General features: G+C 66.4%; 27 protein-coding genes and 1 tRNA gene. 20 read left to right on the top strand and 8 right to left on the bottom strand.

What is annotated here, in order from left to right:
- The first annotated feature begins 128 nt into the window (after positions 1-128).
- Complete coding sequence (locus tag ACFVT5_RS10785; protein WP_389884147.1) at positions 129-1,211, top strand: WxL protein peptidoglycan domain-containing protein; 1,083 nt, start codon at positions 129-131, stop codon at positions 1,209-1,211.
- A gap of 47 nt (positions 1,212-1,258) precedes the next feature.
- Here ACFVT5_RS10785 and ACFVT5_RS10780 read toward each other — a convergent pair whose 3' ends face one another.
- From ACFVT5_RS10780 to ACFVT5_RS10760, 5 genes are all read right to left on the bottom strand, one after another.
- The gene (locus ACFVT5_RS10780; protein WP_389884144.1) at positions 1,259-1,777 is read right to left on the bottom strand and encodes a hypothetical protein; all 519 of its coding nucleotides are present in this window, start codon (positions 1,775-1,777) and stop codon (positions 1,259-1,261) included.
- A gap of 111 nt (positions 1,778-1,888) precedes the next feature.
- Entirely contained in the window at positions 1,889-3,403 is a 1,515-nt protein-coding gene (locus ACFVT5_RS10775) for an MFS transporter (RefSeq protein ID WP_389884141.1), read from the bottom strand.
- Between the two features lie 165 nt (positions 3,404-3,568).
- Positions 3,569-4,000 carry a heme-binding protein gene (locus ACFVT5_RS10770; RefSeq protein WP_389884139.1) on the bottom strand — a complete coding sequence of 144 codons (432 nt, stop codon included), beginning with the start codon at positions 3,998-4,000 and terminating at the stop codon, positions 3,569-3,571.
- Positions 3,997-4,620, bottom strand: coding sequence for an NADPH-dependent FMN reductase (locus ACFVT5_RS10765; protein ID WP_389884136.1), 624 nt, complete (start codon positions 4,618-4,620; stop codon positions 3,997-3,999). Before ACFVT5_RS10765 ends, ACFVT5_RS10770 begins: the two co-directional genes overlap by 4 nt.
- A gap of 76 nt (positions 4,621-4,696) precedes the next feature.
- Positions 4,697-5,545: a hypothetical protein gene (locus tag ACFVT5_RS10760; RefSeq protein WP_389884133.1), complete on the bottom strand. Its 849-nt coding sequence runs from the start codon at positions 5,543-5,545 to the stop codon at positions 4,697-4,699.
- Positions 5,546-6,152: 607 nt separating this feature from the next.
- On the opposite strand from ACFVT5_RS10760, the gene ACFVT5_RS10755 reads away from it, so the two are divergent.
- Complete coding sequence (locus ACFVT5_RS10755) at positions 6,153-7,070, top strand: DUF2382 domain-containing protein (protein WP_389884130.1); 918 nt, start codon at positions 6,153-6,155, stop codon at positions 7,068-7,070.
- Between the two features lie 136 nt (positions 7,071-7,206).
- On the opposite strand, the gene ACFVT5_RS10750 is transcribed toward ACFVT5_RS10755, so the two are convergent.
- On the bottom strand, positions 7,207-8,298 hold the full coding sequence (locus ACFVT5_RS10750; protein ID WP_389885240.1) for a glycoside hydrolase family 19 protein: 1,092 nt from the start codon (positions 8,296-8,298) through the stop codon (positions 7,207-7,209).
- Positions 8,299-9,475: 1,177 nt separating this feature from the next.
- Here ACFVT5_RS10750 and ACFVT5_RS10745 point away from each other — a divergent pair.
- Complete coding sequence (locus ACFVT5_RS10745) at positions 9,476-10,240, top strand: hypothetical protein (RefSeq protein WP_389885237.1); 765 nt, start codon at positions 9,476-9,478, stop codon at positions 10,238-10,240.
- A 183-nt stretch (positions 10,241-10,423) separates the two neighbouring features.
- A tRNA-OTHER gene (locus ACFVT5_RS10740) sits at positions 10,424-10,520 on the top strand.
- A gap of 195 nt (positions 10,521-10,715) precedes the next feature.
- On the opposite strand, the gene ACFVT5_RS10735 is transcribed toward ACFVT5_RS10740, so the two are convergent.
- The gene (locus tag ACFVT5_RS10735; RefSeq protein ID WP_389884128.1) at positions 10,716-11,471 is read right to left on the bottom strand and encodes a GntR family transcriptional regulator; all 756 of its coding nucleotides are present in this window, start codon (positions 11,469-11,471) and stop codon (positions 10,716-10,718) included.
- Positions 11,472-11,549: 78 nt separating this feature from the next.
- On the opposite strand from ACFVT5_RS10735, the gene ACFVT5_RS10730 reads away from it, so the two are divergent.
- The 7 genes from ACFVT5_RS10730 (at position 11,550) to ACFVT5_RS10700 (ending at position 18,192) form a co-directional block, all read left to right on the top strand.
- Positions 11,550-11,828: a hypothetical protein gene (locus tag ACFVT5_RS10730; protein WP_389884125.1), complete on the top strand. Its 279-nt coding sequence runs from the start codon at positions 11,550-11,552 to the stop codon at positions 11,826-11,828.
- Between the two features lie 532 nt (positions 11,829-12,360).
- Positions 12,361-12,585 carry a hypothetical protein gene (locus tag ACFVT5_RS10725; RefSeq protein ID WP_389884122.1) on the top strand — a complete coding sequence of 75 codons (225 nt, stop codon included), beginning with the start codon at positions 12,361-12,363 and terminating at the stop codon, positions 12,583-12,585.
- Between the two features lie 8 nt (positions 12,586-12,593).
- Complete coding sequence (locus tag ACFVT5_RS10720; RefSeq protein ID WP_389885234.1) at positions 12,594-13,325, top strand: GntR family transcriptional regulator; 732 nt, start codon at positions 12,594-12,596, stop codon at positions 13,323-13,325.
- On the top strand, positions 13,322-13,645 hold the full coding sequence (locus tag ACFVT5_RS10715) for a hypothetical protein (RefSeq protein WP_389884119.1): 324 nt from the start codon (positions 13,322-13,324) through the stop codon (positions 13,643-13,645). Before ACFVT5_RS10720 ends, ACFVT5_RS10715 begins: the two co-directional genes overlap by 4 nt.
- 549 nt (positions 13,646-14,194) lie before the next feature.
- On the top strand, positions 14,195-14,536 hold the full coding sequence (locus ACFVT5_RS10710; RefSeq protein WP_389884116.1) for a CU044_2847 family protein: 342 nt from the start codon (positions 14,195-14,197) through the stop codon (positions 14,534-14,536).
- Between the two features lie 61 nt (positions 14,537-14,597).
- Positions 14,598-15,830: an AAA family ATPase gene (locus ACFVT5_RS10705; protein ID WP_389884113.1), complete on the top strand. Its 1,233-nt coding sequence runs from the start codon at positions 14,598-14,600 to the stop codon at positions 15,828-15,830.
- A gap of 37 nt (positions 15,831-15,867) precedes the next feature.
- Complete coding sequence (locus ACFVT5_RS10700; RefSeq protein ID WP_389884110.1) at positions 15,868-18,192, top strand: S8 family peptidase; 2,325 nt, start codon at positions 15,868-15,870, stop codon at positions 18,190-18,192.
- Between the two features lie 335 nt (positions 18,193-18,527).
- On the opposite strand, the gene ACFVT5_RS10695 is transcribed toward ACFVT5_RS10700, so the two are convergent.
- Positions 18,528-18,992, bottom strand: coding sequence for an NUDIX hydrolase (locus ACFVT5_RS10695; protein ID WP_389884107.1), 465 nt, complete (start codon positions 18,990-18,992; stop codon positions 18,528-18,530).
- 18 nt (positions 18,993-19,010) lie between these two features.
- On the opposite strand from ACFVT5_RS10695, the gene ACFVT5_RS10690 reads away from it, so the two are divergent.
- The 9 genes from ACFVT5_RS10690 to ACFVT5_RS10650 all read left to right on the top strand — a co-directional run bounded on the left by ACFVT5_RS10690 (position 19,011) and on the right by ACFVT5_RS10650 (position 23,543).
- On the top strand, positions 19,011-19,790 hold the full coding sequence (locus ACFVT5_RS10690) for a GntR family transcriptional regulator (protein WP_389884104.1): 780 nt from the start codon (positions 19,011-19,013) through the stop codon (positions 19,788-19,790).
- A 138-nt stretch (positions 19,791-19,928) separates the two neighbouring features.
- A complete protein-coding gene (locus ACFVT5_RS10685; protein ID WP_389884101.1) occupies positions 19,929-20,285 on the top strand; it encodes a hypothetical protein in 357 nt (118 codons plus the stop codon).
- Between the two features lie 2 nt (positions 20,286-20,287).
- Positions 20,288-21,649: an FtsK/SpoIIIE domain-containing protein gene (locus ACFVT5_RS10680; protein ID WP_389884098.1), complete on the top strand. Its 1,362-nt coding sequence runs from the start codon at positions 20,288-20,290 to the stop codon at positions 21,647-21,649.
- A gap of 83 nt (positions 21,650-21,732) precedes the next feature.
- Positions 21,733-21,942 (top strand): hypothetical protein, encoded by a 210-nt coding sequence (locus tag ACFVT5_RS10675; RefSeq protein ID WP_389884096.1) that lies wholly within the window; start codon positions 21,733-21,735, stop codon positions 21,940-21,942.
- Positions 21,942-22,622 (top strand): DUF2637 domain-containing protein, encoded by a 681-nt coding sequence (locus ACFVT5_RS10670; RefSeq protein ID WP_389884093.1) that lies wholly within the window; start codon positions 21,942-21,944, stop codon positions 22,620-22,622. Before ACFVT5_RS10675 ends, ACFVT5_RS10670 begins: the two co-directional genes overlap by 1 nt.
- 18 nt (positions 22,623-22,640) lie before the next feature.
- On the top strand, positions 22,641-22,826 hold the full coding sequence (locus ACFVT5_RS10665; RefSeq protein WP_389884090.1) for a hypothetical protein: 186 nt from the start codon (positions 22,641-22,643) through the stop codon (positions 22,824-22,826).
- 6 nt (positions 22,827-22,832) lie between these two features.
- On the top strand, positions 22,833-23,024 hold the full coding sequence (locus tag ACFVT5_RS10660) for a mobile element transfer protein (protein ID WP_389884087.1): 192 nt from the start codon (positions 22,833-22,835) through the stop codon (positions 23,022-23,024).
- Positions 23,025-23,036: 12 nt separating this feature from the next.
- On the top strand, positions 23,037-23,192 hold the full coding sequence (locus ACFVT5_RS10655) for a hypothetical protein (protein ID WP_389884084.1): 156 nt from the start codon (positions 23,037-23,039) through the stop codon (positions 23,190-23,192).
- Between the two features lie 24 nt (positions 23,193-23,216).
- Complete coding sequence (locus ACFVT5_RS10650) at positions 23,217-23,543, top strand: SpdD-like protein (RefSeq protein ID WP_389884081.1); 327 nt, start codon at positions 23,217-23,219, stop codon at positions 23,541-23,543.
- The last annotated feature ends 33 nt before the right edge of the window (positions 23,544-23,576 follow it).

Here is a 23,576-nt window from a genome sequence, read left to right as displayed (position 1 = left end):
GGGGGCTGGTTCCCCTGGGGCCCCTCCGGCGCCATTCTAACTAACACGGCCGTGTGCTGGTCACTTTCCCTTGGGGGTGGGGTGGGCGCCTGGGGCCCCCCACCCCTGCTTGACTCAAGGACTCCGAGATGCACGCGCCCACCACGCGCCGAACCACCACGATCACCGTCCTGGTCCGTACCGTCACGCTGACCCTGCTGACGGCGCTGGCGCTGACCGCCCTGTCCGTGCTCCCCGCGAGCACCGCCCACGCGGACACCGGCGATGTCACCTGGACGGTCAGGACGGCCCCGAACGGCTTCGGCGCCGACCGGTCCAGCTTCAGTCACAGCGTGAACCCCGGCGGGCAGATCAAGGACGCCATGGTCGTCGCCAACCGCGGCAAGGACCCGCTCACCCTCGCCGTCTACGCGTCCGACGGCTACACGACCGGCACGGGCCAACTCGACCTGCTCACCCGGGACAAGAAGTCCGTAGGAGTGGGCGCCTGGCTACGAGCGGACCGCGAAAGCGTAGTAATCCGCCCCGGCAAAACGGCGACGGTCCCCTTCACGATCACGGTCCCGGCCAACGCGACCCCCGGCGACCACGTGGGCGGCATCCTGACCTCCCTCAAGCAGTCCGACGACGCCGAGGGCATCAACGTCGACCGACGCCTCGGCATCCGCGTCAAACTTCGGGTCAGCGGCGAGGTCAAGCCGAAACTGGCGGTCGAGGACTTCAAGGTGGCGTACGAGGGTTCGGGCAACGCGACCCTCACCTACACGATCCACAACACGGGCAACGTAGTCCTGACGGCCCGCCAAAAAGCCTCTACGGAGGGCCCCTTCGCCTGGTTCCGCACCACCCCGGCCAAGGCAATAGCCCCATCCCCGGAACTACTCCCGGGCGAAACCTGGAAAATGAAGGTCCCGGTGCGCGGGGTGACACCGGCCTTCACCCTCTCCGCCACGACAACGCTCACCCCGATCCTGACCGACGCATCAGGCTCGACATCCTCACTCCCCCCAACCGAGTCCACGGCCCACACCTGGGCCATCCCCTGGCCCCTCCTCCTCCTGACCCTGCTCCTGATCGCGGCAGCCACAACAGCGGTACTCCTGACCCGCCGCAACCGCAGGCGGCGGAAGGAGCGAGAGGAGACACGTGTACGGGAGGCGGTGGAACAGGCCCTCAAGTCGTCGCAGCCCGCCGAACACGGGGGTTCCTGAGCTGAGGGGGCACACTGGTCCATGTCGGTGCCCGCCCCGTCCCAGCCCTACGAGTTCACATCCGGGGACGCCTCGTCCTTCGGTTCGAGGTTCCAGATCGCGACGCCCATCGTGTGTGCCAGCTCTTCGATGTCCTGTGCGGCCCGGATGACCTGGGCGGTGTCGTGGGTGGCCGTCCACAGCACCACATCGGCGCCGGCTTCCTCGTCGCGCCAGACGTAGCGGAGCGCGGCGAGTACTTCGGCGGTGTCGTCCTGCCGTACATAGCGGAATGCCCGCAAGCCCTCGCCGAGGGAATCCGTATGGAAGGGCTCGACGACCGGGGGTTCGACGGCGTCCGGGTCGTCCGCTCCGACGAGGGCACGCAGCGTCGCCTCGCGGTCGCCTTCGGCGGGCTTGACCCTCGTACGGACCTGGAGGGGCATGGTCGTCGGTTCCTCCATGCGCAGCAGCACCCGCGTATCGAAGGGTTCCGGCGCGAAGGCTTCCGCGATGTGCTTCAGCCTGCCCGCGAGGAAAGCGACGCCGGACTCCTCGGGATCCCGTAGGTACGACCGCCAGATCAACTCGGCGCACGAACGGGCCCAGGCGGTAATGTCCTGCCACTCCTCGGCCCGCTGGGACGACAGGACCTCTGCACTGTTGCTTGCTTCTCCGTGCCCCCGGCGGGGACTCCGCTACCGCGCTGAGGGCGACGCCAACGCCCTGTCCGTCGGAGGGGGTTCGTTGCTGGTGGCCTGGCGGCCGAAGAGGAGGACGCTTGTCAGTGACACGAGCAAGGCCACCCCGAAGATCGCCGTGGTCGCGGTCAACCCGCGGCCGACGGCGACCGCCACATCACCCCGGTGCGCCTGGAGCGTGCTGAAGTACAGCGTCATCGCCAGCGGAACACCGATCGAGGAACCGACCCTGAGCCCGGTCTGGTAGACGCCGGCCGCCGTGCCGCCCTCCGGCCGGGGAATCTCCGACATCACCATCGTCTGGTTCGGCGCGATGACGAACCCGGCACCCAGCCCGGCCAGCAGCAACGCGCCGGCCAGCGGCAGCGTGGTGCCGTCGGTGCCGGAGCCCGCCAGCATCGCGGTCAGACCCAGTCCGGCCGTGGTGACCAGCGACCCTCCGACGATCAGCCAGCGACCGAAGAGATGCACGATCCGGCCTCCGATGACGGCCGCCACGGCGGACCCGATCGCGTACGACATGGTCGCCATGGCCGCCTGGAGCGGCGAGTACCCCATCCCCCGCTGGAAGTAGATCTGGCAGAGCACGAAGATGCTCGGCTGCGCGGCGAAGAAACAGAAACCGGTCAGCGCCCCGGCCGAGTACGTACGGGTCTTGAGCAGTTTCAGCTTCACCAGAGGATGCCGGCCCCCGAGTTCGAGCCGCCTCTCCCAGGCCAGGAAACCCGCGAGTCCCGCCGCGGCGACCCCGAGCAACCACCAACTCGGCTCCGTCTCCGCCTCCCCGGCCTGCGTCACCGGCAGCATGATCGCGACGACGGCCACCCCGAGCAGCGCCGCTCCGACCAGGTCCAACTTTGCGTGCTCGCGGGCGACATGCTGCCTGGGCAGCAGCCGAGTGGCGAGTACGAGGGTGGCGATGCCGATCGGCAGGCTGACGTAGAACACGTACCGCCAACCGGTAGAGGGACCGACCAGCTCCATGATGCCGCCCCCGATCAACGGGCCGACCGCGGTCGAGATGCCGACGGTCGCGGCGTAGAAACCGAATGCCTTGCCCCGCTCCTTGCCCGAGAACATCTGCTGGATCAGGCCGACGATCTGGGGGTTGAGCAGCCCCGCGGTGGCTCCCCGCGCTATCCGGGAGATCAGCAGCCAGGTGCCGTTCTGGGACGCGCCGCAGAAGACGGAGCTGATCAGGAAGAGAACGAGGGCGATGAGGAACATCTTTCGCCGGCCGTGGTCGTCACCCAGGCGCCCGGCGGTCACGAGCGTCAGGCCGAACGCCAGGATGTAACCGGACACGGTCCAGGTGACCTGGGTGGGGGTGAGATCAAGGCTGCGCTCCACCGACGGCAGCGCGACATTGATCATGCTGCCGTCGAGCAGCACCATGAATCCCGCGGCCAGACAGACCGAGAACGCCAGCCAGCGTCTCGGGTCGGCCCCGGCCTCGGTCGAGTCCGTCGATTCAGGCGAGTCGGACGGGGATTCCTGAGCTGATGTCGTCATTGCCATCAACTTCTTTCACGTCAGGTCGTTCCACGGATGGATTGTCGTTCCATGGGGGGTTCGGGGGGAGGGGTGAGCAGGAAGGGTTGGAGGAGGGGAGTGGGTGAGTGACTGCGTGGGGGAAGCGGAGGCTGCTGTTACGGCACCGGACGGCGTACGGTGCGGTCAGCCCACGTCGGCGACGAGGCCCGCCTTCTGTACGCCGAAGACCGCGACGATCTCGTCGTTGTCGGGCCGTTCACCGCTGACGCCGACCGCGCCGAGCAGTTCGCCGTCCTCGTCCCGGATCAGCGCGCCCCCCTTGGAGGAGGCGACGCGACCTTCGGAGATCGCCGCGAGCGCGGCGAAGAACGCGGGGTCGCGGGTCGCGTGCCGGGCACCGGCGGCGCCGCCCTGGCCGGTGCCCAGGCAGCCCCATGCCTTGGCGTGGGCGATCTGCGGACGCAGGATCCCCGCCCGTTCCTCCCGCTTGACGACCAGGGGATGGCCGCCGGGGTCGAGCACGGTGACGGTCAGCGGGCGCAGGCCCAGCTCACGGGCGTGGCCCAGGGCAGCGTCCACGATCTCGGACGCCTGGGCCAGGGTCAGTCCACTCATGCTTGGGGCTCCTTCTTCTTTCCGGGGTGTCCGGGGTGTCCGGGACGGGGTTCCGGGCGGGCCGCGCTGAGCGCCTCGGCCAGCCGGAGCAGTTCGTCGAGCAGGCTCGTGGCGTCCTCGTCCAGCCCGGGAGCGGAACGGAACGTGCCGTCACCCGGCACCGCGAGACGCACGAACGGGATCTGTACGGAGTGCGCGAGCGGCACCATGCCGAGCGCGGTCACCACCGGGATCAGTGCCTGTACGGCCCTGGCACCGGCGGCGACCCCGCCGTACCCGACGAAGCTGACCGGCTTGCCCTGCCACTCCCTGGCCAGGTAGTCGAGGGCGTTCTTGGTGGCCGCGTTGTAGCTGTGGTTGTACTCGGGGAGCACGAAGACGTACGCGTCGGCGGTGCGTACGGTGTCGCTCCAGCGCCGGGTGTGCTCGTGCTCGTACCGGCCGCGCTGTGGGGGCCGGGGTTCGTCGAGGAGCGGTAGGCCGACCTCGGCGAGGTCGACGAGTTCGGTCTCGAAGCCGCTGTGCTTCAGGGCCAGGGAGTGGAACCATTCGGCGATCGCGGGGCCGCGGCGGCCGGGGCGGGTGCTGCCGATGATGATCTGCAGCTTGGGTCGGGGCATGGCTGACCTCGGGGAGTTGGGGAGTTCGGGGGAGTCCGGGGGGAGGGGGGGCGCGACGGCGGCGACGGAGTCCCGTTCAGCCGTTGTCGAGTTCCTTGGGGTTCTCGAACCTGATCCCGCCGTCCGTCCTGATCACGTCGAACTGGTCCGAGGGGACGGCCGGTTCCTGGATCGGCGGCAGGCCGACGTTGAAGAGGACGAGTTCGTCGGCGGCGACGTAACGCGCCTTCTCACCCGGGTCGACCTCGACGGCGCCGAGCCTGCCGATCGCGGTGTTCTCGACCGTGCCGGTGCCGGAGAGGACCACGGTCAGTTGCCGTGCCTCGTCGCTGGCGGCGACCCACTCGGCGCCGGCCTCGATCTTCACGTACTCGATCCAGAACCGGCGCTCGGTGTACGTGCCGATGTGCTTGCGCTCGACACCGGGCCAGCCGGGTGCGGGCAGGTAGTTGAAGTGGGCCGGGTCGCTGATGACCACGCCGTTGTAGCGCGGGCGAGGGAACTTGACCTCCTGGCGCTCGCGGCGCTCGGCCTGCGCCTGCTGGTTGGCCGGGCCGCGCCCGCGCCCCGCGGCCATGCCGAGCGCGGACGCACCGCCGAACTGGAGGACGAGCTGGATCTGGTGCGGGTCGGTGAGCTTGTCGTCCTGCGGGCCGTACGTCTGCCCCTCGGGGAAATAGCCGACCTCACCCTCGCGCAGGACGCCCTGCTCTCCGAGATTCATGTCGCCCACCAGCGGCAGCCGGATCTGCTCGAAGGTATGGGCGTGCCGGGGCATGAGGAAGTCGGCCTCCTGGCGGCCGAGGATGTAGCGATAGTTCTCCAGCGGCTTGCTCCGGTCGCCCATGAGCAGGTAGTTGAACGAGACCGTCCCCCTGGGGTGGTCCATCTTGAACGCGTTCTCGTCGAACGGTGCGATCTTCATCGCTGTCCTCCCTTGTTCGGCCCGTCAGGCCCGTCAGGCCCGTCAGGCCCGTCGGCCCGGGTGAGCCCTCACCCGTCGCCAACAAGAAACCTTCTTAGTAGGTTTGTGTCAAGGTAGGTGACGAGCTTTTCGGCTGCGCCGAGTGTTCGGAGGTGGGGGTGAAGGCGGAAGGTGGGGGGTGAAGGTAGAAGGTGGGGGAGGGTGCGGCCCTGACGTATGACCCTGGCCGACCTGGAGCCGGCAACCCTTGAATCGACCTACTAGGTAGGTTACGGTGATCCCGCTCTCGCCGGATGCGCCGAGGTCGTCGGTCTGCGTAGACCGAGAAGAGCGAGACCGCCGCCGCACCGGGTTCGCGCACCCGGTCCCCGCCCCCGTCCCGCCCAGGCGCCCCCGCTCAAAATTCACCCGAATGGCGTACGGCTCCGAGGGGCCCGTATTCGCGATGAGCGGTGGTGGGACATGCCGTAAGGCTGTTGTAGGGGTAGGGGCGTATTCCTCCCTGGTTGCTGCGATCGCTGTCCGGATGCGCGATGGAGGGGTGCGCGCCTGACTGTGAGGGGCGTGATCCCGCAGACGCGCTTCCCCATGCGAGGAGTGATCGCCGATGTCAGCCGAAGGCTTGTTCGACAACCCCAACGCTCTGAGCGGTCGGAACATGTACGACCAGGCGGGCGAGAAGATCGGTTCCGTCAGCCGCGTCTATATCGGCGACCGCAACAGCCGCCCGGAGTGGGTCACCGTGAAGACCGGCCTGTTCGGCATGAACGAGAGCCTCGTTCCGCTGGCCGGCGCCCGTCGCGTCGGCGAGGACATTCGCGTCCCGTACACCAAGGACACCGTCAAGGAGGCACCGCGCGTCAACGCGGACGAGCGTCTCGACGCCAGCCAGGAGAAGCAACTCCACCAGCACTACGGCCTGCCGGCTGCCGGTGCCGCCGGCACGACCACGGGCACCACCCGGACCGGGACGGGTACCGGAACAGGCACCGGTACCCGTGCGGGCGCGGGCACGGCTCCGCCCACCGGACGCCCCAGCGCCGCCACCGCCGGGACGGGCACGGGCCGGCCCATGGCGGGGGTACGCGGCTCCATGCCCACCGAGGGCAAGGAGCGGCACACCGAGGAACTCATCAGGTCCGAGGAGGAACTGCACGTCACCACCGAGGAGCGCGAGGTCGGCCACGCCCGGCTGCGCAAGGTCGTCGTGACGGAGAACGTGACCACCTCGGTCCCGCTCAGCCACGAGGAGGTGCACGTCATCCGCGAGGAGATCTCGCCCGCGGAACGCGCCGGTATCCGCGACACCCGCATGGGTGACGCACAGGCCGAGGTGACCCTCCACGCCGACCGCCCGATCATCAAAAAGGAGTCGGTGCCGGTCGAACGCGTCCGGCTGGAGACCGAGAAGGTGACGGAACAACAGCAGATATCCGCCGAGGTCCGCAAGGAACAGATCGAGTACGACACCGACCTGGGCGACCAACCGCGAAACCGCGGCAGGCGAACCGGCCCCGGCCGCTGACCCGTCCTTGACCACAGACCACAGACCACAGACCACAGACCACAGACCACGGCAACGGCCCGCACGGCTGAAGAGGCGATGCGGGCCGCTGTGTTTGCGCACGTCCTGCACGGGACGGCGGTCGGTACGGTCCGGCTCAGCAGGAGAGGTTGCCTCCGGGATCGACCCCGAGGATCTGGGTGAAGCCCACGTAGGAATCCACGCGGCTCTGCACCTGGGCGGGGTACTTGCCGTCGCACTCCAGGGCGCCGTTGATGGAGCGGATGGTCTGGCCGAAGCCGGCGTCGTTGGACATGGCATCGTGCGGCGTCATCGAACCTGGGCCGACCTGGGTGTTCCAGTACCAGAGACCGGTCTTCCAGGCGACGGAGGAGTCGCTCTCCACCAGGCCCGGGTTGTTCAACAGGTCGATGCCGAGCGCGTCACCCGCGGCCTTGTAGTTGTAGTTCCAGCTGAGCTGGATGGGGCCGCGGCCGTAGTAGGCCGCCTGGCCGGCCGGGCAACCGTAGGGCTGGCCGGCATCGCAGTAGGCGGGGTAGTTGGCCGTGTTCTGCTCGACGATGTGCGCGAGACCGCCGGTCTCGTGGCTGACGTTGGCCAGGAAGGCGGCGGCTTCCCGCTTCTTCACCGTGTCGTTGCCGGAGTTGGCGAAGGCGGGGTAGGCGCCCAGTGCCGCCAGCAGCCCGTCGTACGTATAGACGGAATTGCGGTTCAGGAACATCTGGTTGAACTGGGCTTCACTGACGACGAATCCGGAGGTGGATCCACCGTCGCCCGTCGGGACGGGAACGGGGTTCTGCGGCCCGGTGCCTGAGGAAGTGCCGAGCGCGGACGTGTTCCACTTCTCGTTCGCGGCGCCCTGGCAGGGCCAGATCTGGAGGGGCGTGCGGTTGGCGCTGTTGTACGCGCGCACGTCAAGGCACTTGTCCGCGGCCGGGTTGACGATGTCCTTGGCCTCGGTGATGACCCACTGCTGGGCGGGTGTGCCGTTGCAGTCCCACAGCCGCACGTCCGCCGCGTCGGCGATGCTGCCGTCCCGGACGTCCAGGCACTTGCCGAACGCCCGCAGCGTTCCGTCACCGGGATTGGTCCACTCCTGGGCCGGTGTGCCGTTGCAGTCATAGAGCTGAACCTGCGTGCCGCTGGCGCTGTTGCCGTCGGCCACGTCGACGCACTTGTCGGCCAGACCGGTGATCCGACCGCTCACCGTGTCGGCCGCCGCGGACATCCCGGACGGCTGCGAGAGCACGATCCCGGCGGTGACCGTACCCAGCACGAGCCCTATCGCCGCGCCAAGGCCGACGGAGCGCCGGGTCAGGTGCGCCCTCGATCGGGGAATGGTGAACACGATGTATGTCACTCCTTGATGGGCTGGGCTGGGCTGGGCTGGGCGGAGGGGGCGGCTGGGATGCCAGGTCCACATCTCTCATCAACCACCACGGAGCCCGTCCACGAGGCCCCCGTCCCGGCGCGCGACCTCGCACACGCTCCCGCGAACATTGCAACGGGCTTCGGGGAGGAAGGGTTCAAAGGGTTCGACGGAAGGGGCAAGCCGACGGGGAGCCCGACGCCGGGGCGAGCGGCAGGCCGGCACCACCGTTCCGCCCCGCGGCATACCCGGTGGACATCGGCACGCCAGTGAGCCGCCGCGCCGATTCCATCGGGACACGTCAAAGACCCCGGACCATGATCGGTCCGGGGCCTTTTGGCTGGTGCCCCCGGCAGAATTCGAACCTGCGACACCGCTTTAGGAGTTCGATCTCCTCTCGAACAGGGTGGGGCCTGCCTCGTGCGCCGGTGCCGCTCAGGGCTGTTGCAGGTCGCAGTTGTTCGGGGCTGTTGATGTCAGCGTTGGATGTCAGCGGAATAGTTCCGGTGCAGGGCAGACCTCCAGTCCGGCCGGTCGACCCAGGGCCACCAGACATGGCGACTGGCACACCTCCAGAGCGTCCGGCAGACCCGCCGGCCGTCGTCCTCTCGCTTCGAGAGAAGGAGGCCACCGGAATGCATGGGCTTGCTGCAGTTGGGGCAGGCCGGGGCGTCGTCGGTCATGCAGCGCACACTAACGGAGTGACTGCTTTGTCCCGAAGCAACTGGGGATGCTCGCTGCCCTTGGGTTGCTGTGCCTGTCACCGGCGCTGATGGTCCGCTGACGTCCACGGTTGTTCGTGGTTGTGCGTCGCGGTTGTCACGCAGTTGGACACTCACCGCTACTACTGTCCGTGTGAGGCCCTAAAGGTTCTCGTAAATGATCTTCGACCGGTGTCGGCCTCCTCGTGCGAGGCGAAGATCGCCTGATGCCCGATCGTGATCCAAGGGTGTACAACTCCGTGCGGATCCCAACTGTCTGAAGGGCGCCGGAGGATGAGCCTCCGGTGCTCTTCCGTGCGGAGATCGGGGATCAGGTGGGGAAGAAGATCTGGAGAGCTGTCGCGGCCGGTGGCGCGGCGGCGGTGTTCACGGCCATGGCCGCGGGACCGGCCGGGGCGGCCGAGGGCGGGGTCTCGTTCACCCGTGTCCAGGTGAACGGCGGCAAGGCGATCGTGATTGGGGTGTCGAACGAGGTCGCGGTGCCCACATCCTTCCGGATGGCGACCACACACCAGTGGAAGTGGCCGGCGGTGTTCCTGTACCGCGGCAAGACGAGTGAGCGGCTGTGGCACGCGATCGAGACGAGCGACTGCATCAAGGTGAGCTCGGGCGTCTGTGACTTCAACGAGACGATGTACTTCGACCCGAGCGAGTGGGAGATGCGCAACAGCGAGGCCGGAGCGTGGAAGGTCGCGGCCGAGGTCTACTTCCAGGGCGGCGGCGGTGACACCGATGACAAGGGCCTCACGGCCTACGTCAAGCGCAACTCCCGCCTGACCGTGAACGCCTCGCCCGAACCGGTGGCCAAGGGCCAGACCATCACCGTGACCGGCAAGGTCACGCGGGCCAACTGGGAGACCAGGAAGTACGTCTCCTACGAAGGCCGCCTGGTGACCCTGCAGTTCAAGCCCACCGGAACCACCTCCTACACCACGGTGAAGAAGGTTTACGCGAACGGCTCGGGCAACCTCAAGACGACCGTGAAGGCATCCAAGACGGGCACATGGCGCTGGGTGTACTACGGCAACACCACTACCGGGCCGTCGACTTCGGCCGGCGACAACGTCGTAGTGAAGTGAGTTCCCTGGACTGCCTCTCGACCTACTCGGCACAGCTACAGGACAACCTTTAGGGTCGGTTTCGCGCGGTCGGTGGCGAGGTATCCAGCTCTGAAGTGCAGCTGCATCCCTGGTTCTGTCTGGGAGTGGTCCGGTATCCAATCCGTGGCCCAACCGACCTCCATGCCTAGTTGATGGCTAAGAGGGGGATCTGTCAGTGCTGACCCTGCACAAGCCCTGAACGGTCTTGAAAACCGTCGTGGCAGCGATGTCACCGTGGGTTCAAATCCCACCGCCTCCGCACGATGAGCAGTGAGAACGGCCCCTGACCTGGGAAGTTGGTTGGGGGCCGTTCTTGTGTCCGGTCACCGTGACGGTCCGGTGTTTCCCGTGGCTTCCTGTGCGATCGGGCATGGAAGGGGCACGCGGGGGGCACGCCTGGGGTACGTCCGGGGCACGGCATTTCGAGATCCAGCGGGCGGCAACCCACTGCCCGCTAACGGCTGATCGGGATCTCGTAGACGATCTCGCAGTGGGCGGCGGGCACCACGATGTCGGCGGTTTCCACGGGCCGGCCTTGGTCGCTGTAGTACGTCCGTTGGATGTGAGTGACGAGTGCGGCCTTCTGGATGCCGAGAAGTGACGCCTCCTCGGCTGTGGCCTGCCGTGGTTCCGGCTGCTCCACCGCGTGGCTGACGGTCACGCCGATGGCGGCCATGCGGTTCACCACGCCCGTCCCCGCGTGTGGCCCTCCTTCGGGGAGGACGACGAGGGTGCCGGCGGTGAGGTCGTACGGCTCCCAACTCGTCGACAACTGCGCGGGCCTGCCGTCCGCCAGGAACTCGTACGTCGTCCGGACACAGAGGTCGCCCTCGGCGATGCCGAGCCGGGCCGCGATCCCCGCGGGAGCCGGCACCTTGGCGTCGGTCCGGCTCTCCCAGTCCCCCTGCCTGCCGAGCGCCTTCATGTCCGCCCGGAATGGCGACGCCTGGGGCTGCTCACGCGCGGATGAACGGACCATCCGTACCCGCTGCCTGGGCTCGGCGACGTACGTGCCCGATCCGGCACGGCCCTCCAGTACGCCTTGGGAGATCAGCAGCTCCTGAGCCCGGCGCACCACGTTCTCGCCCACGCCGTACTCCTGGCCGATCTGGGCGCGGGACGGGAGGCGGTCCCCCGGCTCCCACACGTGGTCCGCGATCCGCCGCCGGAGTTCGTCGGCGATGCGGAGATAGGGCGGCTGCTCAGACATATGGAAAATCTAGTCCACTAGCTCTAATCTAGTTAACTAGCTTCACTCAAAGTGATCGCCGGTGACGGAGGCTGCCCTGTGCCCGCTTCGGGAGTTAGCGCGGCGGCCATCGCTGCCCGGCTGTCCGCCGCCGGACTCCCCGCGCGCGTGGAGGAGCACGCCTTGCACACGTCGGTCGAAGCGGAGGTGCCGGAATCGCTCTCCGCCGAGACATGGCGGGAGGTCCTGGAAGTGGTGGCGCAGGCCGACCGGTTCGGACTTCTCGCCACCAGTCTGAACGGCCGCACTCTCTGGGCGGTCGTACGCAAATCGGTCCCCACGACGGGCGATGTCGGGGGACCGGGCCATCAGCGATAGGAGCTGAGCAGCGTGCTCAACCGTATCCGCCGCGTCGTATCCCTCACCAGGGCGCGGCACACCTCGAAGGGCAGGCATCGCCGCCCCTTAACGCCCGCACGACCGTCGGCCGTACCCGTCTCCCTTGCCTCCCGGGCAGCCGCTGACGTGTCGACCGTCGTCCTGGGACGGACTTCCGACAGCCCGGCCCATCGCCACTCGCTCAGGGGTGAGGACATCGTGCTCGTCCGCCCGTATGTGCTGGCCTGGGAGAAACGCGTGCGAACGCGCTCGGCGGTCGTCGCTGCCCATCTGCCGGCCGATGCGTGGCCGGCCCTTGCGGGGGTCCACTGATGCCGCCTCGCCAACAGCCAGACGTCACGGGGGTCTCGGCCGTGCCTTACCGATCGGCCGTCTGCCGAATCGGAACGCACCGCGCCTGCGCGGAGGCATCTCCGGCATCGGCACCGGTCGACCTTCCGGTGATCTACGAAGCGTGCGACTGCCCGTGCCACTCGCCGTCCGATCGGTCCACGCTTGTGGAGGTGGAGCAGTGAGGTGGCGGCCCCCTGGAGGCGCGCTGGTCTCCTACATCGAGGTCACCGCGACCACCGTGCAGCGTGGCGACATCATCCAACTCGGTGGCCGAGCCTGCCGCGTGAAAGACCTCTTCCAGCTCCGCCGGGGAGCCAAGCAACTCGTCTTCGAGTCGGGCGACCTGCTGACCATGCACGCGCGAACCCGGCTCGTCGCCGTGCGGATGACGAGAAGGTGGTGATCGGATCCATGCGCTCTCGTCATCGCGGCATCGCCGACGACCTCCGGGACCAGATCGCAACTGGTCGCGTCAAGCCTGGCGAGCGTCTGCCGTCCGAGTCGAGATTGGCCGGCCGATACATGGTCAGCACGGCGACGCTCCGGAGTGCTCTCGCGGTACTTCAGAGGGAAGGTCTCATCGAGAAGATCCACGGCAAGGGGAACTTCGTTCGCCGCTCCTTCCGCAAGATCACCTACGTGGGCGGATGGGGCACGCTGGATCTCTGGACTTCTACCGACGCGGATCCCCGCGTCACGGTCCGCACCACCACGATGGGCGCGTACGGGGATCTGACAGCCCTGCTGCGGGTTCCGGACGGCAGCCCTCTGACCGAGTTCCAGTGCCTCAGCTACCAGGGAGATTCCCCGCACAGCCTGGCCCGCATCTACGTCCCGCGCGACTCGGAGCCCGTCACGGTGTTCGGCGACGGAATCTCAAGTACGCGGGCGAAAGCGAACTTTGCCGTACTGGGCAACCCGCCGGCCGAGGTTCGAGAGACGGTATCCGTCCGCCTCCCGACACCAGAGGAGGCATCGACCCTCCGGATCAACGCCGCTGTGGCGGTCCTCGCGATCACGCGGGTTGCGTCCGACGCCTCCGGCCGCGTCACCGAGGCCGCGCTTCTCGTGTTCCCCGGGGACCGCGTCGACGCGGTCTTCACCACCCACCACATGATCGAAGAGAGGCAGACGCAAACATGACGGCACGCAACGAATTGCGGCTCCTCCCGTGGTCAGGACCGGACGGCAAACCCTGTTACCTGAGCACCGACGACAGGGACGGCTACTTGTCCCGCCTGGCGGACAACATCGAAGCGGTACAGGTCGGCACAGCGACCGAACTACTCAAGCAGGCAACGGAAACCCTCGGAGACGAGCACGCGAGCCCCGAGGGCGTGCGACTCCTGGCGAAGGAACTGTCCGGGGCTCTGCAAGACGTTCTCCGTGTTGCGACCAGCCGGGGTGACCTTCTGAGGGAGACGAACCGCAACGGCGGCTCTTGGCAGCCACGTTCCCTTTAGTCATCGCAAGGAGAGGAGCCCGAGGAAAACCTGGGCTCCTCTCCTTGCTGGGTCGTGCAGACCCCGACCAAGAACGCAGCTTGGGAATGCACGGCGGTCTGAGCATCAGCCGGCGACAGTCAGCCACGATGGTGGGTGCGACGACGGACCGGGCGCGCGTGTGCCTCGCCGCACCCCTACCGGTATCAGCGACGTTGCCGTGTCGTCGATCGGAGCACGCCGCGGGGGTTGTTCCCAGAGGACGGTGCAGACCTCTGCGCCTCCAGAGCTCTCAATTTGGGAAGCCGCGAGTAGACACTCAACGCTGCTGATCCTGGGGTTAGCGTTCCTAAGCTCTCCGGCACTCCATTGGCCCTCCGGTGTGCTGGCTGGTTGGGCCGTGTGAGTTGCCTCAGTTTTAGGCATTCAGTACCAAGAGCAGAGGTACTGGCACAGGCTACGAATTCAAGCCAAAGAACGGTAACCGGCCAAAACTCCAGAACGGATTCATCCAACTCCTGCGCCGAAGGGTGCAGATGCGGGATCATCGGGCTGCAATGGATCGGCCACATGGGGGCGGACATGTACAAAGCGGTCGGAATCGATGGCAGTGAGTCGGTATTCCTGGTGGAAGTAACTCCACTTGCTGTCGACAACTTCGATCAGTCAAAGATCCTCCGGGGACGCGGGACCCCGGAGCAGGCGCTGACCAACCTTCGCCAAGTGGGCGATGCCATAGTCCAGACCTGCGAAGACGTGTCAGCGGCGATTCGTGAGCGCTTCGCTGACGCTGCTCCGGACGAGTTGGAGGTGAAGTTCGGGGTATCCCTCAGTGGTGAAGGTGGCGTTCCACTGGTGGGCAAGGTGAAAGCCGACTCTACTTTCGAAGTGAGGGCGCGCTGGACTCGCTGATCAGCGAAGTTGCCGTGGTTCATGTACGCACTATGAGTGAACCGCATGTACCAGTTGACGCATGTGGCCTGTTCAGGCATACAAACCAGTTGGTAACCTGCCCGGCATGAGTAAGCCGGAGGATGGCAGCTGGTCGGGCCTAAGTGACACGGAACGCGCACTGCTTGAGCTAATGTCGGCTGCCCTGAAGGCAGACGAGCAGGCTGTGAGGGAGCTATGCAGGCGGTGGATGCGGAAGCCGCCCACAGTCTCCGGGCATGCAGTCGCCCTTCGGGCAGAGTTAAGAGCCCTGCTCACGGCTCTGCCTGAGCGGTCCCCCCTGCGAGGGGGCGCGGTTCGTGACGCTGAGTGGAGGCCGCCGGCCGCGGCCGATTTGCCCCGAGACCCAGAGACTAACCAAACGTTGCTGCGCTTGGACGAGACGTCTTCAAGTCCAGGGCCTGTGCTCGATGATGCTTGCAGAGCTCAGGTTGACAGGATCGTCGCTGAGCGACCACTGCGGGAGCGACTCCTAGAAGCGGGACTGCAGCCGTCTCGCAGCGTTCTGTTGAGTGGTCCCCCAGGCGTGGGCAAGTCCATGACTGCTGCGTACATCGCCGAGCAGATGAAGCAACCGCTTCTTGTAGTGGATTTGGCCTCCGTAATGTCGAGCTACCTGGGACGGACTGGGAGAAATTTGAGGGCGGTACTTGATTACGCATCAGAAACAGAGTGCGTTCTATTCATAGATGAATTTGACGCTTTGGCGAAACGGCGAGACGACTACACTGATGTTGGCGAACTTAAGCGGTTGGTCAACGTATTATTGTTGGAGCTCGACCGTTGGCCAGCCGGCAGCTTCTTGGTCGCCGCCACTAATCACCTAGATCTAGTTGATTCAGCTATTGCCAGGCGCTTCGACGTAAAAATTGAAATGCCGATGCCTGAATGTGAGCAACGGAAAAGCCTCCTAGCTCAAATTCCAGTCATGGTGGCTGCATCCGTTGACGAAGACTATATTTCTCTGTTGGCGCTCGCCAGCGAGGGGAAGTCGCATTCCGACATTGTCAAGCTCGTGAATGGATTCGCGCGCGCGATGATCGTCGAAGACGGAAGTCTAGGAGGATTTCCAGAGCGAGTCGCTAATTATGCCATGGCCTCGCTGCGTGAGCAGGCGAAAACGGACGCAGAAGTCCGATCGCAAATCATTCGTCTTGCACATCAGTCACTCGGTTACTCGCAACGAAAGATCGCTGGCATCCTAGGTGTAAGTCACCCGACAGTCAGCCGAACCCTGGCTTCGCAGGAAAAGTAACAAACGCGTAGCAGTCGGAATTTCCCGGGGGGATAACATGAGTCAGAAGTCAGGCGGGCGGATCCTCGTCGGGGGCGAGCAGATGTCCGAAATGGTGGATCGAGTTTCAGGAGGGGGAAACAAGTTCTATCCATTCTCAATGGAGGAAATCAGAGAGATCCTTGGTCCACAAGTCCGTTCGCTCCGAGACTCTGCAGTGAGGATTGATTCTGCATTACGAGCCGAACATGTGGTCTTCGAGGCGACTTTGTTGCCGAATTTCCTCGCTAACAGTTACTTTCCCGACCGTCTCGTTAAGCTGCTAGGTCTCACTCCCCTGGGATCTCGTCCGGCTACTGCAGATTTCACACTCCGGAGTGGCACCACGTCTGACGTAGCCACCAAGTCGCTGATTGTCGCTGGCGACGATTCAAGCCTGGCTCGCTTGGCTAGCATGCTTGAGGGCGTCGATCTCAACCGCGCCGAAAAGGCTGCTGCAGAGGAGCTGCGCCAATTCTCGGAAATACACTTGCCTCGCCGCGAGGAGGTGTTACGTGATTCGCGCACTGAGAGTGGTGATTCGGGTAAATCCCGAGTCGTTTACGAGGCGGTACTTCACCCTGATCCGGATAATCCTGGATCGGGTCGTCAGCCAATGACTAGCAGCCTCTTTCGAAAATTTGAGGACTATATTGCGAGCCTAGGTGGGGAAGTAGCAGTTACGCGCCGCGATGTTGTCGCCGGGTTGACGTTCGTCCCTGTATTCTTGCCTGAAGGGCAGGCGGAGCAGGCCGCCGCCTTCAATCCTCTTCGTTCTATCCGGCGTATGCCACGGATTCGTCCTGTTCCTGCATCACCGCTCCGATCGGCACCGCGAGTAGCGCGACCTGCGCCTCCGGCCGCTGATCCGACTGCGCCTGAGGTGTTGATATTTGACGCCGGAATAGATGAGGGCGGCGAATACTTCGCAGGCTCTGCTAATCAGGTGCATATTACGACCGAGAATCCTGATTACGGCTGCATTGAGCACGGGAGCGCTGTTACGGGAGCCGTTCTCTACGGCAACGTGCAGCCGGGACAACAGCTGTCCAAGCCGCCAGTCCGGGCTACTCACTATCGATGCATTCCCGGACCATCTGAGGATGGGACCGAGCTCTATTGGCTTCTGGATCAGATTCAGAAGCAGGTCACGGAAAATGACGCTATGATCGTCAATCTCAGTCTGGGGCCGGAAGTTACCGTCGACGATGGTGAGCCGCATCGATGGACGGCGGTTCTCGATAGTCTGGCCTACGAGAGGGACATTCTCTTCGTTACTGCCGTTGGAAACAACGGCGACACCAGCGAAAACCGAATAATGGTCCCGGCTGATATGGTCAATGGACTCAGCGTCGGAGCTTGTGATCGTCCGTACCCCGAGGCGTTATGGACCCGGGCTGCATACAGTGCTGTCGGCCCTGGGCGGCCTGGTGCCCTGATACAGCCGGCGGTCGTGGCGTTCGGGGGCGACGATCAAATGCCGTTTGCTCGTTTGAGGGCTGATGGTGGAATTTCGTACGACTGCGGGACAAGCTACGCGGCACCCCTCGTTGCACACGAGCTGGCTGTGTTATCCGGCGAGCTTGGCGACCGGGCTAGTGCTTCAGCGCTCAAGGCGTTCGCGGTTCACTTCGCAGAGTCGCACGCTGACTCGAACCTAAGTACCGGACATGGAAGGCTCATTAGCGACCATGCTTCGGCTCTCTGGTGTGACAGCAACGAGGTCACCGTCATCTATCAGGCGTCGGTCGAGCGTGATCAGATACTGGGATTTCAGCTTCCCGTGCCTGAGGGCCTTGACCGGGGAAGGGTGAAGGTCAGGTGGACTCTCGCGTATGCATCCCCCACGGACCCGACCGAGGCGGTCGAGTACACGGAATCGGGCCTCGAATTCACACTCCGGCCGCATGCCGCGATGTACTCCTTCCGCGATCCGGATAGTTCTTCACGCTCTGTGAAGGTTAATATTCGTGACGAACCGGAAAGAGCTGCCGAATTGGAGGAGGAAGGTTGGATTCGCGGCAAGAATCCAGTGTCCCGTTCCCAGAAAATCGGGCCCAAAGCTTCCGAAGCTAGCAGGCGCCGTGGGGGGAAATGGGAAACGGTTATGCAGGGGCAGGATCGTCTCCAAGCGAGGAGTCTCTGGCTTCCACGGCTGGACGTCGAATACCTGACGCGGACGGGTGGTGTCCTTACTCGCGGCGCCGCGCCGGTGGACTTCACCCTCCTGGTGACAGGAACGTCCCTTTCTGGCATTCCGGTTTACCAGTTGGCGCAGTCAGAGTTCTCGGTTCTATCAGCGCTTCCTGTGCCGGTTACGACTCAGGTGCGAACGCAGACCTAAATTGACCGTTGAGGGCGGTGGAGCGGCTTTGGGCTGGAGTTGCTCTGGCGCAAGTGATCATGGCCCCGCAAGCTTTCGGCGAGTCGGGCAGTCTGTGGACCTGCCCGTTAAAGCACGACGTTGGGGCCAAGATCTTAGAGGCTCGCCCCAAAGTGGCTGCCTAAAGCCGTGGAGCCGACCGCCCCAGCCACAGAGGGTGTCTCCCCACCTCATGCCCGCAGCCGCCGAGCGCGCCGCCGGGCGCGGCCAGCCGGGGCGGAGACAGGAGGCAGGCCGCGCCGTAGAGGCGGCGCGCGCCCGCGCCGTGCGCGGGCCTTGATGAAGGAGAGAAGGTTTTATCCCGCTGGGATGAGGTGCGTTCCGTCGTGGCTTCGGACGTGGGGGCCGTTGTCGTCCAAGGCGTCCAGGAGTCTGATCGCGTAGACCTCGGACATGTGCTCGCTGACCTCGTCCGGTGTGAGCCAGGAGACGGCCGTGGACTCGGTTGAGGTGCGTTCCGTGCCGCCGGAGGGCTTGCAGCGGAAGACCAGGGCGACGATGCCGCGGGTCATGTTCTTGTAGATGCCGGTGAGTTCGGCGACCTCGATGTGGATGCCGGTCTCCTCCAGGACCTCGCGGGCCACGCCGGCTTCGGGGGTCTCGTCGAGTTCGAGGATGCCGCCGGGGAGTTCCCAGGTGCCGTTGTCGGCTCGGCGGATCGCCAGGAGGCGGCCGTCCTCGCGCACCACTACTCCGGCAACGGACACGGAGTGACGGGGAGAGGGCGCCGCTTCCTGTGATTGACTCATGTAGAGGAGCATAGGAGGCAGAGAAGGACTATGGGAACTGCGGCAGGAGGGGTCGGTTCCGGGCCTCGGTACGTGCAGATCGCGGACGAGATCGTGCAGCAGATCCGGGCGGGGGTTCTCAAGCCTGGTGACATGGTGCCGAGTGAGTCCGAGCTGGTGGAGCGCTATGGCGTGGCTGGCGGGACGATCCGTAAGGCCATGGTCGAGGTGCGGGCGAGTGGGCTGGTCGAGACCCGGCACGGCAAGGGTTCGATCGTGAAGGACCGGCCTCCGGTGCGGCACCGCTCCTCCGACCGTTTCCGGCGCTCGCTTCGGCAGGGTGGCCAGGCGGCCTACCTTGCGGAGTCCGCGCAGTCCGGCGCGAGTGCCAAGGTCAGCGTTCTGTACATCGGGCCCATGGAGGCGCCCGAGGATGCCGCCGAGCGTCTGGGCGTCCCGGCCGGTACACAGGTGCTGGCACGTCGGCGCCTCTACTTCCGCAACGGCACCCCGGCCGAGACGGCGACGTCGTACCTGCCCTGGGACGTCGTCAAGGAGATCCCGGAGCTGTTCGCCGAGAATCCTGGCGGTGGCGGCATCTACGCCCGACTCGAAGACCACGGGCACGAGTTCGCGGAGTTCGTCGAGACGCTGCAAGCCCGGCCGGCCTCGAAGTTCGAAGCCTCGGAGCTGGCGCTGAGTCCGGGTGCGCCCGTGGTTCACCTGATCCGGGAAGCCCGTACGACCGCGGGTCTCGTCGTAGAGGTGTGCGACACGCTCATGGCCGCTGACCAGTTCGTTTTCGAGTACCGGATCCCTGCGGACGACTGACGCCCACTCAACTCCTCACAGCCCGTCGCGAGTTCTTCCTCGCGGCGGGTTGACTCATGTACAGGAGTGAGGCACTCTTCTCCATGTCACTCATATACATGAGTGGCGGAGTTCAGCATCTATAGAGGAGTGATCTCTGTGCGTCAGATTCCCGTCGACACCTCCGGCGCGGTCGTGATGGTCGCCAAGTCCCCGCAGGTCAAGGTGCGTGACCGCCGTACCGGTGAGATCGCCACCGACACCGAGACCGGAGCGAAGCTGATGACGGTCGACGTGATGTTCGCGGCGAACGACGAGGTGGAGATCCTTTCCGTCACCGTCCCGGAGCCCGGGATCAGCGGCGAACTGTCCATGGGCACGTCGGTCGCGCTCACCGGCCTGATCGCCCGGCCCTGGGAGAACGACTTCAACGGCCAGAAGCGGCACGGCATCGCGTTCCGCGCGGTCGCGGTCACCTCGCTCGCCGACGCCGCCGCAGGGTCCAAGGCGGCCTGATCATGACCGGGTTCACGGTCGTTCTCGTGCTGGTCGTCGCCACTGTGGGTCTTCTGCGGTGGCGGCGCCCCGCCTGGTACTGGTTGACCTTCGGGGTCGCGCTGGCCGTGGTGCGGGTCCTGATCCGGTACGGCTCGGTCATGGACGCGTGCGGGCTGACCGTTCCGCCCGCGCGGTGGCGTCTCGCCCTGGCACGAGCCACGAACCGGCCGATACCGGAGCCGCGTCCGCCGCGCATCCTGCGGCTGCGGCCGACTCGTACCGGCCTGGTCCTGCGGCTCAAGCTCCGCCCCGGACAGGACGCCTTCGACATCGCCGCCACCTCGGACCGTCTCCGGCACTCGTTCTCCATGTACGGCGTGACCTCGCGTGAACTGCGCTCCGGTGTGGTCGAGGTGCGGATGACCGGATACGACGTGCTCAAGCGGGTGCATATGCCCGCCGAGACCGAGGCTCGTCCGATGCGGGTACCCATCGCCCTGCGGCAGGACGGCTCCGTGCACTACCGCGACTACCGGGCGATACCCCACGCCCTCACCCTCGGCGCCACGGAATCCGGAAAGTCCGTCTACCAACGCAACCTGGTCGCCGGACTCGCGCCGATGGACGTTGCCCTCGTCGGCGTCGACTGCAAACAGGGGGTTGAACTGTTCCCGCTGGCCCGCCGGTTCTCCGCGCTGGCCGACGACCCCGACACCGCTGCCGAAGTGCTGGATGCGCTCGTGGGACGGATGGAGGGTGTCTATCAGCTCATCCGGTCCCAGCAGCGGATCACCTCCGACGTGCCGGACGCGGAGATCGCCGCCGACATCTGGGACCTGCCGACCGAGTTACGCCCGGTCCCCGTCGTCGTCCTGGTCGACGAGGTTGCCGAACTCGCCCTGTACGCAAGTAAAGAGGAGGAGAAGCGGCGGGACCGCATCATCACCGCGCTGGTCCGCCTCGCCCAACTCGGCCGTGCTGCTGGCATCTACCTCGAAATCTGCGGGCAGCGCTTCGGATCCGAACTCGGCAAGGGGATCACGATGCTCCGTGCCCAGCTCACCGGCCGTACCGCCCACCGCGTCAACGACGAGGCATCCGCGAACATGGCCTTCGGAGACATCTCCCCGGATGCCGTCCTCGCCGCCATTCAGATCCCGGCCGAGATGCGAGGGCTCGCCATCGCGGGCGACTCGTCCGGAGGGTGGCACCGTATCCGCGCCCCGCACATCTCGCTCCGCCAGGCCGTGAACGTCTGCAACCGGTACGCCGACCGGACCCCGGACCTGCCCGAGCTAGCCCCTTTCCGGCCTGCCCTTTCCGGCTCCGACTCCGATGCCGCGCCCGTGCCGCTGGTCAAGGCATCCTCGGCCACCGCCTGATCCCTGCCGGATCCCCACGGTCGGCGTGACCGACTTCGCGCCACGTCCCTACCCCGCCATGCCCAGAGAAGGGAGAACCCGCCATGTGCCCGAACTGCGAGGACTTCGCCCGGACCGTGCTTCTGCTCGGCCAACTCGCGCTCTACGCCGACATGGCCGGCGCCGATCTCGACTTCGTGGACGCCGTCAGCCCGTCCCTCGCCGTCTCGCTGCCCGAGCCGCCGCCCGGCATGTTCCCGGACGACTACGACTACGGCCCCGACGGCGGCCCCACCGACCGGAGCGACGGCTGATGGGTGCCCGTCACGGCCTCCGTGTCGACGCGGTCCTGATTCAGGCTGTGATCGCCGGGGCTCTGTCCTTCGCCCACCTGCACGACCTGGCCGCCGCTGCCGGACAGAACGGCTGGAAGGCGTGGGCCTACCCGGTCAGCGTCGACCTGCTTCTGGTCGCGGCCTGGCGGCGGCTGCGCAGTGAGGGGCCGTCCCGGCTGGCCTGGTGCTGGTTTCTCATCGCCCTGTTCGCCTCGCTCGGCGCCAACATCGCCACCGCCGGGTTCCTCGACCTGGCCGACCCGCCCGCCCTGCTCCGCCTCGGCGTCGCCGGATGGCCCGCGCTCGCCTTCCTCGGCGGAACTCTCCTCGCGCACTCGTCCGCTGCGGAGCCAGAGTCAGAGCCAGAGCCGGGTCTACCGGTCCCCGTCACGGACACGCCGGACGCCGAACAGCCCGTAGCGGCGGAAGCCCTGCCCGAGCCCGACGCGGCCCCCGCACCCGGCGCGGACGCCCCCGCCTCGCCGGCCTTGGCACCTGACCCTGCTCGTCCGGTCCCCGCCGTCCTCATCGACCACGCCCGCAAGGTCGCCGACGAGTACCGCGCCCGCACCGGCTTCTCGATCGACACGGACACCCTCCGCTCCCGCCTCGGCGTCCCGCCCCACCTCGCTGACGCCATCGCCGCCCACCTCACCTGACTGCGAGGGAGAACAGAGATGACCTCCGACCCGGCCGACTTGACCGCGTCCGACTACCTCAATGCCGCACGGGACATGGCGGCGGCCGGACGTTCCTTCCTCGCGCACCTGCTCGCAGAGGAAGCCGCGCGACACGTGGACGACCCGGCCACCGTCCGGAGCATCCGCGCCCAGTACCCCGACCCCACCACCCGGAGGGACTGACCCGCCATGCCCGCCCGCGACAACTTCCACTCGCTGATGCGCATCGGCCCCGTGCAGATCGGCACCCACCGCGACCGCAACGGCCGCACCACGCACGCCGCCGTCTGCACCGCCGACCGCTGCGGCTGGTCCGCCGACTACTCCAGCCGGACCGCCGCCCAGCTCGCCGCCCGCACCCACCGCTGCACCGTCCGCTAGGAGTCCGCCCCGATGGACGTTCCCCTCTGGTTCGCCCTGCTGGCCGTCGGCTACCTGGGCGTCAAGCTCATCCGCCCGCCCTGGTGGCTGATCTGCGTGCTCCTCCTCGGCGGCTACCTCCTCGCCGACAGCGTTCTGACTCCCGTCATCGAAACCGTCGTCAAGTAACCGCCTGTGAAAGGAGATCCGCCCATGTTCCGGCCCAAGCTTCCGACGATGCCGCAGCCCACCCGCCTGACCACCCCGCCCGCCGTCATCCAGCCGACCACCATCACCCCCGGCTCCTCGGCCACCCCGGTCCCGCCGCAGGCACCCATCGTCCCCATGCCGTCACGCCCGGTCGTCCAGCTCACCCCCGGCGCTGCCCTCGCCCTCGTCGTCGGCGGCACGGCCGTCGTCCTGGTCGTCGGCGCCGTTCTGGTCTCGCTGCTTTTGGCGGTCGCCATCACCGGCGCCTCGGTCGCCGTCTGCGCGGTCGTCCTGCGCTCCCTGCTCGCCTCCGAAGCCAAGCGCCACTGACCGGCCCCGGGCGGCCTCGATACCGCCAAGCAT

Origin of the sequence: Streptomyces sp. NPDC058001, assembly GCF_042886315.1 — a bacterium.
GTDB lineage: Bacteria > Actinomycetota > Actinomycetes > Streptomycetales > Streptomycetaceae > Streptomyces.
Note: the sequence above shows the minus strand (reverse complement) of the source record. Positions and strands in the feature narration are given on the sequence as shown.